Below are 16,379 nucleotides of genomic sequence, written 5' to 3' on the forward strand. Positions count from 1 at the left end.
CCGGCGGCCCAGGAGCGCTGCTACCGCCGCCGCTTGCCGCCGCGCGTGGCGGACACCGGCACGGCCCTCACCGGAGGCGCGGGCCGGGCGGAGAGCCAGGCCTCCACCTCCTTCGACTGCGTCGTGCGGCCCGCGGACGTGAAGCGCGCGAGCGCCTGCGACGCCACGTCTCGCGCCTCCGCCTCCTCGCCTTCCTTCCACAGCGCCTGCGCCAGCGCGAAGCCGGACTCGCCCAGCGAGTCCTCCTGCGCGTCCTTGAACGACAGCGCCTGCTTCAGCGGAGCAATCGCGTCGCGCGTGCGGCCCAGGCCCAGCAGCGCCTGCCCCACGCCGTCCAGCGAGTAGTAGACCAGCTCGTCGTCCGGCCCCAGCTTCTCCTGCTTCACCTTCAGCGCCTCTTCGTAGTCCCGCAGCGCCTCCGGGTAGCGCTTGAGCGCGAGCAGGCTCATGCCCTCCTCGTCCAGCGCTTCCGCCAGCTTCACGCTCTGCGCACCCAGCAGCGTGCGGTGCAGGGACACCGACACCCGCGCGTGCTCCAGCGCCCCGGTGAAGTCCTTCTGCTCGCGCAGCGCCATGGACAGCGCCTGATGCCGGCGAGCCGTGTCCAGGTGCACGGGGCCCATCGCCTTCTCCGTCTGGGCGAGCGCGTCCTTCAGCACCGTCACCGCCTGCGCGCTCTTGCCCGTCTCCAGCAGCGTGCGCCCCAGCGTGAACGCCACCCGCGCCCGCTTGGGGTGCCCTTCCGGCAGCGCCTTCGACAGGAGCCCCGACGCCTGCTCCAGCAGCTTCAGCGCCTCGTCCGGGCGGTCCTGCATCAGCGCGAGGTTGGCCCCGTTCACCTTGAGGTCGCTCTCCAGCACCGCGTCGCCGCCCACGCGCTTCAGCGTCGCCTCACCCAGCCGGCCCCAGCGCTGCGCGAGCGCGAACTGCTCCTGCTCGCCGTCCACGTAGAGCAGCTTGTTCATCACCGACACCGCCAGCCGGTCCGCCCGGCCGGCCTCCGCGTCGTAGACGGCCTGCTCCAGCACCGCGCCGCCCGCGGCCTTGTCGCCCAGCACCGCCTGCGCCCAGCCCAGGTGGAACCGCAGCTCCGCCACCAATGGCAGGTAGCCCGTGGCCAGGACGCGCGCCTCCGCCCCCTTCGCCAGCTCCAGCGCCTTGGGCATCCGGCTCAGGTCCACGCGCGCCTTCACCTCCGCCAGCTGTCCCTCCAGCGCCTCCAGCTCCGCGCGCTTCGCGGGGTCCGCCGGCCGGGGCTGCAGCTCCGTCAGCGCCTCCACGTCCGCGCAGTCACCCGGCGCGGGCAGCGCGTAGGCCGCGTCCAGCGACTTGTCCACCAGCGCCACGTCCGCCGTCTGGAGCGTGGCCACCAGCGCGCCCAGGTCCTTGCGCCGCCGCTCCAGGCACACGAAGCGCTGGGACAACAGCGCCTCCGTCTGCACCTCGCGCACGCGCGTGTCCTCGCACGCCACGGTGTGCTGCTTCGCCCACTCCACGCCGTAGCCGTCCAGCACGTCGCCCACCCGGCGCGCCATGTCCTGCGCCACCGGGCTCTTCGTCGCGAGGAACGCCTGCGTCACCTTCTCGCGCGCGTCCGGCCCCCAGCGCTCCGCCACCAGGTCCGCCGCGCCCGCGCATACCTCCGAGCGGGACCACGCCACCCCGCCCGCCACGCCCAGCACCACCGTGGCCGCCACCGCGGCGCCCGCGCGGCGCTGGAGCAGGGCCCGCCGCTCCCGCTGCCCCAGCACCGTCAGCAGCTCCTCCATGGAGCGGAAGCGGTCGCGCGGCTCCAGCGACAGCCCCTTCATCAGCGCGCGGCGCACCCAGGCCGGCACCTTCGAGTCGCGCGGCGGCTCCAGGATGGGCGACGGCGGCAGCACCTGTACCGCCGCGGCCTCCGTCACGCCCGGCTCGTCATCCGCTCCGCCCCGGGCCCGCAGCTGGGACGCCACCCGCGACAGCTCGTCCGGGTCGAACGGGCGGATGCCGTACAGCGCGCGGTACAGCGCCGCGCAGAAGCTGAACTGGTCCGACCGCGAGTCCAGCAGCTCGCCCCGGAACTGCTCCGGCGACATATAGGCGGGCGTGCCCATCACCAGCCCCGCCTGCGTGAGCTGCGAGTTCAGCGGCGAGTCGTCCCCCACCGGCCGCGTGCGCTCGCCGTCGTCCTCGTCGTCCTCCACCTCGCCCATGGGCCGCGCCAGCCCGAAGTCCGTGACGTAGACGCGCCCGTCCTTGCCCACCAGCACGTTGGCCGGCTTGAAGTCGCGGTGCACCAGCCCCGCCACGTGCGCCGCCTCCAGGCCCCGGCCCGCCGCCAGGTACTTGTCCAGGAGCTCCTGCCACGTCCGGGGCTTCGCCTTCGTCCAGTCGCGCAGCGTGCCACCGTCCACCAGTGCCATCGCCACGTAGATCTGCTGCTCCCACTGCCCCACCTCGAAGACGGGGATGACGTTGGGATGGGAGATGCGCGCCATGGCCTGCGCCTCGCGCAACAGCCGCGCCCGCCCCTGCTCCAGGTCCTCGTGGCCGCCCTTCACCCGCAGGAGCTTCAGCGCCACCTTGCGGTCCAGGTCCGGATCATAGGCGGCGTACACCACCCCCATGCCGCCCTGCCCCAGCACCTTCAGCGGAACGAACCGGCCCACCTGCCGCGAGGCCAGGCGCTGCGACTCGCCCCCCACCCCGCGCGACGGCGCCGAGGACTCCGCTCCACCCCGACCCGTCGCGGGCGCGTTGCCTCTACCCGTACCGTAGGATTCCCGCGACGTCGAAACGCGCGGTGCGGAGCCAGGCGCCGAAGGCCCGTCGTCCCTGTCATGCCGGTTCGCCATGGGTCCAGTGTACCCCTTAGTTCAGGATTTCATGGTCTTCGGCCCGGACGCCTGCCCGGTTGCGTCGGAAATCGCGCGTTCCTGTCAGATCGCGGAATCCGGAAGCAACCTCTGAAGTCTCCCGCGGATAATGCGGGAGGAAAAAGACCCAGAAGCGACAGGAGATGCCCGTGGCCCTCAACATTGGCTCCAAGCTCGATTCGGTCATGGCCCGTATCCGCCAGGCCGCGGAGCAGGCCCGCGCGGAGATGGCGGCGGCCGCCCAGTCCGTGAAGGAACCCCTTCCGGACTCGCCGGACGCCAAGGCGCTCAACCCCGCCGAAGGCCGCTACCTGGACTCCTTCGAGGAGGAGCGCGCCAAGAAGATGGGCCTGCCCTCCCTGGCCGCGCCCCCGCCTCCGGGCACGGACCCCGCCGCCAGCGCGGTCCCCGCCAACGAGGCGACGCAGGCCCAGAAGGAGGAGGGCTGGAACGCGCCCCAGACGACCGTCGCGCAGACGAGCAAGAAGGGCTGCGCGGAGGCCACCCTCACCTACCTGGAGCAGTCCAGCGCGGAGGAGGCGGCCCCGCTGACGCAGCAGGAGGCCCGGGAGAAGGTGCGCAACAAGGCGGACACGCTGGCCACGTCGGAGACGGCGGGCGTGAAGGACCGCGTGCAGGTGAACCTGGATGACGGCGCGACCCCGGATGAGATGGGCGCCATGCTGGGCTCCATGGGCATCAAGGTCACCAACGGCTTCGACGAGTGCAACACGGACGCGCTGAGCGGGGCCCTGAAGAAGGGGCAGATGGCGCTGGCGCTGGTGGACTCCAACGCGCTGCTCAACACGACCCTGGCGGAAGGCGAGAAGGGCCCGGACAGCGGCGAGCTGCACTGGCTCACCATCGACGGCGTGAACCCGGGCAAGACGAAGAGCACGGACGACGACCTCTACCGCGTGCGCGACCCCGTCAACGGCGCCTACTGGGTGAAGGCGAGCGACCTGAAGAAGAGCATCGCCCAGGCCCAGGAGAAGCACGACAGCGGCGGCGTGATGACCGTGAAGAAGGACCGCTCCGCGAACACGAAGGAGGAGCGCGAGGCCCTGGCGCGCACGAACCTGGAGCACACCCAGCAGCTGGGCAAGGGCAACGGCGGCGCCAGCCGGCGCCTCAGCGTGAGCGAGTCCAGCTAGGCCTCCACGCGCAGCCCCTGCTCCACCCCAACGCCTTCCCCGGCCATCGCGCCAGGGAAGGCGTTTTCACGTCCGAGGCCTGCCAGGCAGGGCGCCAGAAGCGCGTTGCCCCTTCCGCGCCTGCGTTGCCGGCAAGGACGCGCGCCTCGCGGGACGCATTGATGGTCCGCGACGGTGTGCCTGAGCGGAGACCCGGGTGGGGCCACGGGCAGGGGCGCCCGCCGGGAGCGCTTTCGCCAAACCTGTCCGACAGTCGGACAGGTTCGCGCCGCATGGCCCCGGGCCGCGCCGCCCCGGCAGCCGCCGAGGACGGTGGGCCTTCACATCCATGTCAGACCCCTCTGGTTGGATGCGCGAGGCTGGGACGAGGAGGCGGACGGTGATGGTGAGGGTGGGGCTCGTGGCGTACGTGGAGGAGCAACTCGAGCGAGAGATTTCGCTCGGGAGACTGCCGAGGAACGGGCAGATTGGCTCGGAGCAGGTGCTGGCGCGTCGCTATGGGGTGAGCCGGGGCACGGTGCGCGAAGCGCTGCGGCGGCTGGCGGCGCGAGGCCTGGTGGTGCAGCGTCCCGGCCGTGTGACGCGTGCGGTGGCGTTGGATGAGTCGCTGACGCTGGAGAACCTGGGCCTGGCGCTGCATGACAAGCGCTCCGAGGAATGCCGGCGGCTGCTGGAGGGCTTCTTCAGCCTCAAGCGGCAGGTGCTGGTGGAGCTCCTGGCGGACTGCTGCGCGAGTGCCTCCGAGCGGGACGTGAGCCTGCTGGAGGACACCTGCTACAGGCTCTCGGACGCGGCGCACTGGACCCCCGGGGCACGGTGCGCGCAGCTGGAATTCGAGTTGCTGCGGCTGGCGGCCCAGGCGGCGTCACGTCCAGGGCACGTGCTCCTCATCCAGTCCCTGCAACGGGCCCTGAGAGGCAACGCGGCCCGGCTGCTGTCCTTCATGGGCGGCGAATCCCTGCGCCAGTGGGCCCTGTGCGCGATGCACGCCCTGAGCGAGCGCGACGCGCAGGCACTTCAGCACCAGCTGCCGGCGTTACTGAAGGCTTGCGATGAGCGCGTGCTGGACGCCTTCGCCCCCGTCCCCCAGGAGCATGCGTCTCCTGCGGAGCACCGCGCCCAGGAGGGCCTCCTCGAAGCCCCAACGTCAGCCCCTGAGCAGGACGAGGCGATTGAGGTGCGGCCCTGCGTCGAGGAGCGTGGCCCCGACCGCATCGCACCAGCCAACGAGGCGCTCGGGATTGCACCCGGTTCCCATGAGCAGCTCCACCCCATGGAGTCCGACAGCAGGGCGCCGCTGTTTCCAGCCGCCCCGGAGCGCATTCCCTGCGAGTCCGGCGGGGAATGCACTCGGGACGTAACCCATGGGCACGCTTCCTCCGCGGCGGGTGATCTCCAACCCGAGGATCCATCCACCCGTCTCTACTGCCCGCCCCACGGGGCGATACACGAAGGTGGCGGACCGCTCCACGACACCGAAGCCCCCAGGCCAGCGAGCTGCGCGCAACAGATTCCTCCATGGCCTGGCGCCCCAGCCCCCTCTGATTCGTGAGCGGCGACAGACCTTCGCACCTTCTGCCGCCATGAAGCCGCGGCTCTTCCCTGATGGATAGCGCCTGGATACCTCCGCCTGAGCCGCGATTTCGCGTCGGATAAGCCACCGAACGCCTGGCGGCCTGTTCAGAGCGTCTCGCCCACCACCAGCGTGACGGGGCCGATGCTCTGGAGGATGTACTGGTTGCGCGTGCCCACCTGGATGACGCTCTTCAGCCGCGCCTCCCGCCACTTCGTGAAGCCCAGCTCGTACAGCCATCGGTAGTCCTTCGGCGGGCCTTCCGAGGCCTGGGGCGAGGCGCGCTCGCCCAGGATGAAGGCCGCGTAGCGCGTGTACGCCTTGTGGATGCTGCCCCCGCCCGCGCCCGCGTAGTCCCAGAAACCCGGCCGCGCGTAGTTCACCTCCGCGCTGCGCGCGATGAGCGACATGGCCCACAGGTGGAAGAGTGAGTAGCCAATGGGCGGCTCCCGGAGGATCTTCTCCTCGTAGACGCGGCCCTCGTTGGCGGTGCCCGTGCCGGACTCGATGGCACGGTTGATGACTTCCTTGATGTAGGACGGGTTCGCGTACGCGCCGTTGCGGCGGTCCGTCCACGCCGTGCCATCCATCACGTAGCCCGCGAGCGCATTGTCCTGCAGCGCCACGGACGCGGCCATCAGGCCCGCCAGCCCCCAGCTGAGGTGGTTGTCGGAGCGGTAGCGGGTGAAGGCGCTGGAGGTGGGGTGCGCGTCCGCCCAGCGCGTCCAGGCCTGGAAGCTGGAGTTGACCGCCTCCGCCGTCTTGCGCAGCCACTCGCGCACGGCCGTGTCGTCCGCGGCGGGGAGCGCGTAGCCGTTGCGCTTGAGCAGCACGTACGCGTCGCTGGCATTGATGAGGCCGTACGCCTGGAACACGCCGTCCAGCGCGAAGTTCCACGGTCGGTTGGAGCAGTAGTCCTGCGTCTGGCCGTCCAGCTTCGCCGCCGCGTAGTCCACGTGCAGGTCGTGCATGTTGACCGGCGTGTGCTGCGACGCCCACGTCTTCAGGAACAACGCCGCGCGCGCCGCGTACTTCGTGTCCCCGCCGACGGCGTACTGGAGCGCCAGCGTGCGCATCCGGTCCGCGTCATCCGTGAACCTGCCCGTCGCGTCCGCCAGCGAGTTGTCGATGCCGTCCGTGTCCGGCGAGCACCAGTGGTAGGTGATGGTGGAGACGTCCGTCATCCGGAACGGCCTGGGCGTCGCCGTCAGCGCCGCGTCCGCGCGGCCCTTCAGGATGCGGGCGTTCTCCGCGTAGGGCTCCGTCGTGGCGGTGGCCCGCGTCCTCGCGCGCGTCAACTCCGCGGCCGTGATGAAGATGCCGCCGCCCGCCGTGGGCAGCGCCGTGGCCTCCGCCTCCACCTGGGCCAGCGCCTCATCCGTCGCGCCTTCCGGCCCGCAGGCCGCGCCGCCCACCACCACCACAACACCCAGCACCAGGGTGCGCAGCCATCGTTGCTCGAGGCTCATGTCGTCGGTTCCTTTTGGAAACGGGGGCGTGCGGCCATCAGGTCCCGTCGATGAGGCGGGTGGCCAGGTCCGGATTGAACTGTCCGGCGGGCGTGCCCGGGGCGATGCCGCACTGGCCATCCGAGTCTCCCGGCGTCTTCACCCACAGGAGCAGCTCCGCGCCGCCGCCCGTCTGCGAGGGGACACCCAGCTTGCGGCCCCCGGGGTTGCACCACTCGCCGTTGGAGCCGTTGCCGTTTCGGCTGGTGTCCACGACGTACTGCCGCGTGTAGCCGTAGCGGCTGTTCAGCGCGGCGTTCACCGCGTTGCCGTACGTGGTGGACTGCGCGGTGGGGTAGAAGTTGGAGACGTTGAGGGAGAAGCCGCGCACGTTGCGCACGCCCGCGGACTCCAGGCGCTGCGCCATGGTGTCGGCGGCGATCCAGCTCGCGTTGCCGCCGTCCAGGTACGTCCAGGTGTTGGGCGCGCGGTCGCGCAGCTGCTCGGAGGCGTAGCGCAGCAGGCTCAGGCGCGTGGCGCGCTCCGTGTCGTTGGGGAGGCAGTCGAGCTGCGCGACGCCATCCGGCTCCACGATGACCACCGCGGGCCGGTTGCCGATGGCCGCCGCGAAGGCGGAAATCCACGTGCGGTACGCGTCCGCGCTGCCGGCCCCACCGCCGGAGTGGCTGCCGCAGTCACGGCCGGGGATGTTGTAGGCCACCAGCACCGGCAGCTTGTCCGCCGCGTCCGCCGCGGCCACGAAGCTGGACACATCCTGGGAGATGTTGCTGTTCCAGTTGCCAAACCAGCGGGCCATCGGCTTCGTGGCGATGGACGCGTTGATGCGCGAAGCGCGGCCGTCGCCGCCGTTGTTGCGAACCCACACCGCGGGGTTGGAGTTGGGGTCCACGTAGAAGCCGCTCGTCATCGCCACCGGGCCGGAGCCCGTGCCGCTCTCCGTGGTGAGCGAGACGTCATCCAGCCGCACGGTGACGGCGTTGGCGCGGCCACCCAGCTGGAACGTCACCTGTCCCTGGCCCGACGAGAACGCCGACGTGAAGGGGAAGGAGAACCGGCGCGACGTGCCGTCCAGCGTGAAGGACTGCGTGAGCGTGGACGCGTACGGCGCCACCTCCTGCTGCACGGTGGCGCGCGCGGTGATGGTGGCCGTGGCGGTGGCGGTGAACGCCAGCGTGTACGTCTTCCCCGCGGTGAGCGTCAGGCCGCTCTGCCCGACGATGGCGTCCCACGGGTTGGCCGTGTTCGCCGCCACGTCCACGCGCCACCTTCCGCTCTCCACGGACGACTGCGTGCTGGCGTTGTTCCACCACGGCGCCGTCGTGCCGGAGCTGAACGTCCCATTGGTGAGCAGCTCGGTGAGCGCGGCCTCCTGCGCGGTGAGCGCGAGAGGCTCCGAGGTGACGGGCTCGGAGGGACCGCAGGCCGCGAGCACGAGCAGCGGCACGACCGGAAGCGACAGCCGACGCAGGAAGCGGAGGGAACGCATGAAGGGGGAGCTCCTCATCACGGGGGAGCTTCCTTCATGCGGCGCACCAATCCGGAATACAAGACTAAACAGCTATTTCAGCTATTGACGGAATATTGCTGAGACATTCCCGGCGAGGGGCCAGCCACGGCCGGACAGGCCCCTCGTGAGACATGTGTCACGGCCCCTGGGGACCGGGGCTGGAGTTGCCGCCGTCGGTGACGTAGCGCCACTGGCCGTCGGCCTGCCGGCGCCAGATGGTGAGGTACTTCACGTGGTCCACCTCCGGCTGGCCCTGCTCGTTCCTGCCGGTGGCGATGGCGCGGCCCACCGTGAACGCGAGGTCGCCGGAGCCCGCCGCGTCCCCCAGCACCGGCTCCCAGCGCAGGTCGATTTTGTCGAGCGTGAACGGCGCGTACGCCTTCGCGACGGCGTCATGGCCGAAGAGGCCGGCGGACCCGAGCGGCATCACCGCGTCCTCCGCGGCGTAGGCGGTGAAGGCCTTGCCCATGCCTTCGGACGCGGACTGCGCGGCGAACGCGCGGTCGGCGGCCTTCGCCTCCTCCAGCACCTGCTCGGGCGCCATCGCGCGCGGCGCCGGGGCCGGCAGCGTGGATGAAGGCGTGAAGCCCGCGGGCGGCGTCATCGCCGTCTTGGAGGCGTTGTGCACCGCCGCCACCACGCGCCACTGCCCGTCCGGCTGACGCTTCCACGCGGTGATGTAGCGCCCGGACGGCCGCACCGACGTGCCGCCCGACTCCACGGACGTGTTGCCCACCGAGTACCCCAGCGTCCCGTCCGCGCTGACGTCCCAGCGCACGGGCGTCCAGCGCACCTTGCCCTCCGCCTCCAGCGGGTGCGCGGCGAGCCACGCGCGGATGGCCTCCCGGCCCTTCTGCGCATACGCGCCGTCCACCAGCAGCACCGCGTCGTCCGCGACGAAGTCCGCGAACGCCTGCGCCGAGCCGGACTTCTCCGCCGCGTCCGACAGGGACTGGTCCGCCGCCCGCAGTCCCGCGCGCAGGTCCTCCACCGACCGCCGCGCCGTGCCTGCACCCGCCTCCGCGCCCGGCCCGGAGGCCTTCGCCCCACCGCACCCCAGGGTCCCCAACGCCGCGACGACGAGCGCGCCCGCGAACATCCGTTTCATGTGCTGGTTTCCTTTCGTGAATCACCGGGCCCGCGCGCCATGGCCGGCACCCCGGGCTCCCGGCCCCAAGCCATACACGTAAACACGGAATTCCGCGCGGCCCGCGATGGGGCGATCCAGGAATCATGCGTTTCTACAATTAGAAGGGAATTTCTCCCCACCGTGAAAGGAACCCCTCGAATGGATGGACGTAACGGAAGGACTGGCGGCGCCCGGCTGCTGCCGCTGGTGGCGCTGCTGTGCGCCTCGGCGTGTGAGCCGCGCGCGGCGACGCCCCCGGCGCCGGAGGGCCCCAAGGCGTCGGTGAAGCTGGCGGCGGGCAGCCTCTCCGCCACCGTGCGCAGGACGGCGCACGGCATCCCCCACGTGCTGGCGGATGACTTCGCGGGCGTGGGCTATGGCTACGGCTACGCGTTCGCGCAGGACAACTTCTGCGCGCTGATGGACGCGCTGGTGACCGTGAACGCGCAGCGCGCGCGCTACTTCGGGCCGGACGGCACGTACCTGGCGGCCCTGGGCAGCCAGTACAACAACCTCAAGAGCGACTTCTTCTACCAGGCCATCATCGACGACGGCACGGTGGACGCGCTGCTGGCGAAGCCGCCGCCCCTGGGCCCCTCCCAGGACGCGCGCGAGCTGGTGCGCGGCTACGCGGCGGGCATCAACCGCTACCTGACGGAGACCGGCGTGGACGGGCTGCCGGACCCGCGCTGCCGGGGCGCCGCCTGGGTGCGCCCCATCACCGAGCGCGACCTGTACCTGCGCTACTACCAGCTCAGCCTCTTCGCCAGCTCGCTGTACTTCCTGGACGCGCTGGTGGACGCGAAGCCGCCGTCCCTCCTGCCGGACGGCACGCTGCCGCTGCCGCTGCCCGTGCCCGCGTCGCTGGACCGCAACGTCTTCCCGAGCTCCGAGTCGCTGGGCCTGGGCAGCAACGCCTTCGGCCTGGGTGCCCAGGCCACGCGCAACGGCAAGGGCATGCTGCTGGCCAACCCGCACTTCCCCTGGGAGGGCTCGGAGCGCTTCTACGAGGCGCACCTCACCGTGCCGGGCAAGCTCAACGTCAGCGGCGTGAGCCTGGTGGGCGTGCCCGCCATCCTGATTGGCCACAACGAGACGCTGGCCTGGAGCCACACCGTCTCCACCGCGTACCGCTTCACCCCGTTCGAGCTGAAGCTCATCCCGGGCGCGCCCACGAAGTACCTGTACGACGGGCAGATCCGCGAGATGACCACCCGCACCGTGACGGTGCAGGCGAAGGAGGCGGACGGGACGCTCACGCCGCGCCAGCACACCTTCTACCGCTCGCACCTGGGCCCCATGCTGGAGTACCCCGCCGGCCTGATGACGTGGAACGGCCTCACCGGCTACGCGTTCCACGACGCCAACGCCAGCAACCTGCGCCTGCTGGACGCCTTCTTCGCCATGGACCGCGCGGCGAACGTGGACGAGCTGCGCACGGCGCAGGACACCTGGCAGGGCATCCCGTGGGTGAACACCCTCGCCGCGGACGCGCAGGGCCGCGCGTACTACGCGGACATGAGCGTGGTGCCGCACGTCACCGACGCGAAGCTCTTGCGCTGCGTGCTGTCCCCCATCCCGCTGCTGGTGCTCCAGTCCGCGGGGCTGCCGGTGCTGGACGGCTCGCGCTCCGACTGCGCCCTGGGCACCGACGCGGACGCGGTGGAGCCGGGCATCTTCGGCCCCGGGAGCCTGCCGCGCCTGCAGCGCGCCGACTACGTCACCAACTCCAACGACAGCTACTGGCTGCCCAACCCCGCCCAGCCGCTCACCGGCTTCCCGCGCATCCTGGGCGGTGAGAAGAACCAGCGCAGCCTGCGCACGCGCCTGGGCCTGAAGATGGTGCAGGGCCGCCTGGCGGGCACGGACGGCCTGGAGGGCCAGGGCTTCACGCTGGAGCAGCTCCAGACGGTGATGTTCAACAACCGCAACTACTCCGGAGAGCTGCTGCGCGACGCCGCGGTGGCGCTGTGCCGCCGCACGCCCTACGTGCTGATGCCGGACCTCACCTTCGAGGACCTGCGCCCCGCCTGCCCCGTGCTGGCCGCGTGGGACCTCAAGGGCGACGTGGACAGCCGGGGCGAGCTGCTCTGGCGCGTGTTCATCTTCAACGCGGTGGCCATCACGGGCGGGCCGTACCTGGTGCCCTTCAACGCGAACGACCCCGTCAACACGCCGCGCACGCTCAACACGCTGAACCCGCAGGTGGCCCAGGCGCTGGGCACCGCCCTCCGCACGCTGCGCGAGCGCAACATCCCGCTGGATGCGGCGACGGGCTCCGTGCAGGGCAAGCGCAAGAACGGCGTCTTCTACCCGGTGCACGGCTGCAGCCACGACGAGGGCTGCTTCAACCAGATCGCCAACCAGATTGCTCCGGACGGCACCTATGAGCCCATCCTGGGCTCCAGCTTCGTCATGGCCGTGTCCTTCACGGACGCGGGGCCCGTGGCGAAGTCCGTGCTCACCTACTCCCAGTCCTCGAACCCGGCCTCGCCCTGGTTCGCGGACCAGACGGCGATGTTCTCCCAGAAGCAGTGGGTGGACCGGCGCTACACGGAGGCGGAGATCGCCGCCGACCCGGCGCTGACCGTCACGCACCTCCAGGAGTAGTCAAAGCCAGACAGCAGGCCTTCGCGGCCCGGTGCCTTCGGGGAAGGTGCCGGGCCGTTGTGTTTCTTCCGGGGCGCTTCAGTCGCGGGGCGGCAGGTCTTCCGCCGACCCGTCGATGACGCGCTTCGCGATGGCGAAGGAGAAGCCCGCGCGAGCCAGCGCCGCCAGGTCCTTCTGGCGGTGCTCCGCGCGCGTGCTGAGGTCGCGCCGGAAGGGGCCCAGCCGCTTCTTGCGCGCCCAGATGCGGGCGGCGGCGTCCTCGGAGACGTCCTGCGTGGCCTCCGCCAGCTTCTCCTGCACCAGCTCCGGCGCCACGCCCTTCATGCGCAGCTTCTGGGTGATGACGCGCGCGCTGCGGCCGGACGCGCGCAGCGAGTGCACGCGCGTCTCCGCGTAGGTCCGGTCGTTGATGAGGCCGTTGCGGATGAGCTTCTCCGCCAGCGCGTCCACCCAGCCCACGGCCTCCGCGCGGTCGCCGCCGTGGAACTTCACGGAGCGGTCCACCCGGCGCATCAGCACGCGCTTGAGCTGGCTCACCGTGGCCGCGTAGCGCTTGAGGTAGTGCAGCGCCGCGTTCTCCAGGTAGCGCGGCGACACCTTCCGGGGCGGCTTCGGCTTGCGAGGCTCCCGGCGGCGCTCCGTGTCCCTGTCGGTTGGATCATCCATGGCGGGACAGCTCTACCACCCGGGTCCGACCCATGGGGCCGCGTCCGGCGTCCCTCCAGGGTGTCCGCCCGGGGCCCGGCCGCCCGGTTGCCCGCCATGTCGGTCGGGTATCACGGCGCCACCTGCGCCCGCGCGTAATGCGTGGGCGGCCGTCCGACGTGGCGGGTGAAGGCCACGCTGAAGGTGCTCGCGGAGCTGTAGCCGACCTGCTCCGCGACCTCGGCGACGGTGATCTCCGTCTTGCGCCGCAGCAGGTCCTTCGCCAGGGCCATGCGCCAGCCGAGCAGGTACTCCATCGGGGCGACGCCCACCGCGCGGCTGAAGCGCTCGAAGAACGTCGAACGGGACAGCGCGGCCTCCTTCGCCAGCTGCGCCACGGTCCACGCCCGGGTCGGGTGCTCGTGCATCCGGCGGATGGCGACGGCCAGGCGCTCATCGGCGAGCCCACGCAGCAGGCCCGGCGACGCGGCGGTGCCCGCCGTGGAGCGGAGCGCTTCGATGAGGAGCACCTCCATGAGGCGGGCGAGGATGACCTCGCGCGCGGGCCGCCGTTCGCGCGACTCCTCCCGCAGGAGCTCCACGAGGGTGGAGAGCCGCTGCTCGCCGCGGATGTGCACGAACTGGGGCAGGAGCGACACGAGCAGGCTCGCGTCCGGAGAGGCGAAGACGCAGTACCCCACCATCAGCCGGACGTCCGGCGGGCCATGGTGATCGCCGTTCCTGATTTCACCATCGGGCAAGACGATGCGAGGCGTCTCGTGCTTCCCCTTCGGCGGCTCGACGCTCGTCGTCGTGAAGTCGAACGCCGCGGGGATCAGGACGAAGTCCCCCTTCTCGAGGATGACCGGCTCGCGTCCGTCGATGGCCAGGCGCATCCGTCCCATGAGGACCGCGCAGTAGAAGGGCCGCCCCGCTTCCGCGCGCCGCACCCTCCAGCGGCCCGCCGCGCTGACGAGCTTCGAGAACGGCGCGCCCGGCTGGAGCAGCGTGACCACTTGCGCGAGGGGATCCACCATGGCCGGACTCCTGCGAATGAAATCTGGACTCCCTGTTGTAGCAGGTCCGGATCCCGCTCCGTATATCCGTCACCGAAGTCACCTCCCAGGAGACACCATGAAGACGATCCTGATCACCGGCTGCTCATCCGGCTTCGGCCTCGACACCGCCCGCTCCTTCCTCGAGCGTGGCTGGAAGGTCATCGCCACGATGCGCACGCCGCGCGAGGACGTGCTGCCCCGCTCCGAGCACCTGCGCGTGCTCCCGCTCGACGTCACCCAGCCACACAGCATCCGCGAGCTGGTGGAGTCCGCCGGCCCCATCGACGTGCTGGTCAACAACGCGGGCGTCGGCCTGATGGGCGTCTTCGAAGGCACCTCGATGGAGACGGTTCGCGGCATCTTCGAGACGAACACCTTCGGCGTGATGGCGGTGACGCAGGCGTTCCTGCCCGGATTCCGGCAGCGGAAGGCGGGGGTCATCGTGAACGTCTCGTCGGGCACGACGTTCAAGCCGCTCCCGCTGCTCGCCGTCTACACCGCGAGCAAGGCGGCGCTCAACGCATTCACGGAATCGCTCGCGCTGGAGCTCCAGCCCTTCAATGTGCGGGTGAGCCTGGTGATTCCGGGACGGTCCCCGGAGACGCCCTTCGGGCAGAACGCACAGGCCCGGATGCAGGACCAGGGCGTCACCGTCCCGGAGGCGTACGCCGGCTTCGTGCGGGGCATCTTCGAGCAGAGGACGGCGCATGCCTCGGGACCGGTCACCCGGTCGCAGGACGTGGCGGAGGTCATCTGGCGCGCGGTGAACGACCCGTCGGCTCCACTCCGCCTACCCGCGGGCGCGGATGCCGTGGCCATGGCCAACCAGCGCTGAGCCCGGAGGGTATGCTTCAGGAGTCCCGCCTCCTGAGGTCCCCATGCCCATGACGGTCCTGAGCCCACGCTCCCTGCTTCTTGTAACCACGCTGCTGCTCTCGCTGAGCGCCGTGGGCCGCGTCCAGGCCCAGCCCGCGCCGGAGTCCACCCGGACGACCGTCGCGCAAGGCAAGCAGGTCCCCGCGGTCCTCCAGGAGTGGCGGAAGTACAAGGCCTGGCTGCGGCGCAACGTTCCGGCGTACCACGCGCAGCTCAACGGCCCCGCCACCCTCGCGCAAATCCAGGCACTGGAGGCCGAGCTGGGCGTCAAGCTGCCCGAGGACTTCAAGCAGCTCTACCTGGAGAACAACGGTGAGCAGGACCCCTTCGGCGACGAAGGAAGCATGCTGGGACACTCCTTCCTCTCCCTCCAGCAGATCTCCTTCTTCTGGAAGCAGGACGTGCTCCCCGGAATCGAGGGGCTCGCGGACGCGGACTGGCAGACCCGTTCCTTCAAACCGGGAACGGTCCAGGACCACTTCCTCGTCCGCCAGTGGATTCCCCTCTTCACCGACACCCAGGGGGACTTCCTCGGCTACGACTTCGCGCCCGGGCCGAAGGGACAAAAGGGGCAGATCATCAACTTCGGCACCCGCGAATACGTGCACCATGTCATCGCCAGGGACCTGACGGACTTCCTCCGGCGCATCAACGCGCAGCTCGCGAAGACGGACGTCAAGAAGGCCGTCTTCACGAACGAGAAGGGCACCCGGAACATCTTTGGCTTCAGCCGTGAAGGACACCTGACGGATGACCTGGTGGCGTTGAAGACACGGGGCGTCACCCGCGACGTGATCGACGGACCGACCAAGGTCATCATCCGGCCCGCGGAGGAACCCAGCGCCCCGGTCAGGACAGGGAAACCGACCCCAGTCCCAATCCCGGCGCCCGAGGACCTCCGCGCCCCGGTCCTGAAGAAGTGACCCGTCCCTGAAGTCCCGTGTCGATCCGCCGCGCGGCCGTTCGTCGTGCGGATGGAGCCACACCTTCCCCAGGAGTCCCATGCGCTTCATGCTCATCCCCCGCCCGTCCACCATCGAGCCCACGCACTCGGACGCCCCGTTCGACGAGGCCGTCTTCATCGCGCAGATGAAGTTCAACGAGGAGATGCACAAGGCCGGCGTGCTCATCGCCTCCGAGGGCCTCAGTCCCTCCCCGGGCGCGCACGTCGTCTTCAAGGACGGGAAGTCCACCGTGAAGGACGGCCCCTACGCGGAGACGAAGGAGCTCATCGGCGGCTTCTACGTGCTGGAGGTGGCGTCGAAGGAGGAAGCCATCGCGTGGGCCCGCCGCTATCCGGGCGGGATGGGCAACGACGACGTGATGGAGGTCCGCCCCCTCACGGGCACCGGCGACATCCCGCCGGAGCTGGTGGCGCTCATCGAGAAGGTGGCCCCCACCTGGAGCCAGACCTTCAAGAAGTCGTCGTGACCCCTCCGTGACGTGGGAGCGCCCTGAGCCTCCCCGCCCGCTGGCCATGGAAGGAGGCCCGCTGGAGCC

12 protein-coding genes are annotated in these 16,379 nt (G+C 70.8%); 6 read left to right on the forward strand and 6 right to left on the reverse strand.

From position 1 onward, the window contains the following. Nucleotides 1-20: 20 nt before the first annotated feature. Entirely contained in the window at nucleotides 21-2,837 is a 2,817-nt protein-coding gene (locus NR792_RS19935; RefSeq protein ID WP_375754241.1) for a tetratricopeptide repeat protein, read from the reverse strand. A gap of 170 nt (nucleotides 2,838-3,007) precedes the next feature. Between NR792_RS19935 and NR792_RS19940 the strand changes: the two genes are divergently transcribed. Both NR792_RS19940 and NR792_RS19945 read left to right on the forward strand, forming a co-directional pair. Next, on the forward strand, nucleotides 3,008-4,012 hold the full coding sequence (locus tag NR792_RS19940; RefSeq protein WP_375754242.1) for a hypothetical protein: 1,005 nt from the start codon (nucleotides 3,008-3,010) through the stop codon (nucleotides 4,010-4,012). Nucleotides 4,013-4,394: 382 nt separating this feature from the next. Continuing rightward, nucleotides 4,395-5,564 carry a FadR/GntR family transcriptional regulator gene (locus tag NR792_RS19945; RefSeq protein ID WP_375761654.1) on the forward strand — a complete coding sequence of 390 codons (1,170 nt, stop codon included), beginning with the start codon at nucleotides 4,395-4,397 and terminating at the stop codon, nucleotides 5,562-5,564. Nucleotides 5,565-5,692: 128 nt separating this feature from the next. Here NR792_RS19945 and NR792_RS19950 read toward each other — a convergent pair whose 3' ends face one another. From NR792_RS19950 to NR792_RS19960, 3 genes are all read right to left on the reverse strand, one after another. After that, the gene (locus NR792_RS19950) at nucleotides 5,693-7,054 is read right to left on the reverse strand and encodes an alginate lyase family protein (protein ID WP_375754243.1); all 1,362 of its coding nucleotides are present in this window, start codon (nucleotides 7,052-7,054) and stop codon (nucleotides 5,693-5,695) included. 37 nt (nucleotides 7,055-7,091) lie between these two features. Next, a complete protein-coding gene (locus NR792_RS19955) occupies nucleotides 7,092-8,540 on the reverse strand; it encodes a glycoside hydrolase family 6 protein (protein ID WP_375754244.1) in 1,449 nt (482 codons plus the stop codon). 157 nt (nucleotides 8,541-8,697) lie between these two features. Next, on the reverse strand, nucleotides 8,698-9,669 hold the full coding sequence (locus NR792_RS19960; RefSeq protein ID WP_375754245.1) for a YybH family protein: 972 nt from the start codon (nucleotides 9,667-9,669) through the stop codon (nucleotides 8,698-8,700). Nucleotides 9,670-9,849: 180 nt separating this feature from the next. On the opposite strand from NR792_RS19960, the gene NR792_RS19965 reads away from it, so the two are divergent. Beyond that, nucleotides 9,850-12,300 carry an acylase gene (locus tag NR792_RS19965; RefSeq protein ID WP_375754246.1) on the forward strand — a complete coding sequence of 817 codons (2,451 nt, stop codon included), beginning with the start codon at nucleotides 9,850-9,852 and terminating at the stop codon, nucleotides 12,298-12,300. Between the two features lie 78 nt (nucleotides 12,301-12,378). Here the strand turns inward: NR792_RS19965 and NR792_RS19970 are convergent, their stop codons facing one another. Further along, complete coding sequence (locus NR792_RS19970; RefSeq protein WP_375754247.1) at nucleotides 12,379-12,966, reverse strand: regulatory protein RecX; 588 nt, start codon at nucleotides 12,964-12,966, stop codon at nucleotides 12,379-12,381. 110 nt (nucleotides 12,967-13,076) lie between these two features. Further along, nucleotides 13,077-13,982, reverse strand: coding sequence for a cupin domain-containing protein (locus NR792_RS19975; RefSeq protein WP_375754248.1), 906 nt, complete (start codon nucleotides 13,980-13,982; stop codon nucleotides 13,077-13,079). Between the two features lie 97 nt (nucleotides 13,983-14,079). Between NR792_RS19975 and NR792_RS19980 the strand changes: the two genes are divergently transcribed. From NR792_RS19980 to NR792_RS19990, 3 genes are all read left to right on the forward strand, one after another. Then, a complete protein-coding gene (locus NR792_RS19980) occupies nucleotides 14,080-14,838 on the forward strand; it encodes an SDR family oxidoreductase (protein WP_375754249.1) in 759 nt (252 codons plus the stop codon). A gap of 43 nt (nucleotides 14,839-14,881) precedes the next feature. Further along, a complete protein-coding gene (locus tag NR792_RS19985; RefSeq protein WP_375754251.1) occupies nucleotides 14,882-15,802 on the forward strand; it encodes an SMI1/KNR4 family protein in 921 nt (306 codons plus the stop codon). Between the two features lie 79 nt (nucleotides 15,803-15,881). Next, nucleotides 15,882-16,310: a YciI family protein gene (locus NR792_RS19990; protein WP_375754252.1), complete on the forward strand. Its 429-nt coding sequence runs from the start codon at nucleotides 15,882-15,884 to the stop codon at nucleotides 16,308-16,310. Nucleotides 16,311-16,379: the final 69 nt, after the last annotated feature.

This window comes from Corallococcus exercitus (genome assembly GCF_042231735.1).
Classification (GTDB): domain Bacteria; phylum Myxococcota; class Myxococcia; order Myxococcales; family Myxococcaceae; genus Corallococcus; species Corallococcus exercitus_B.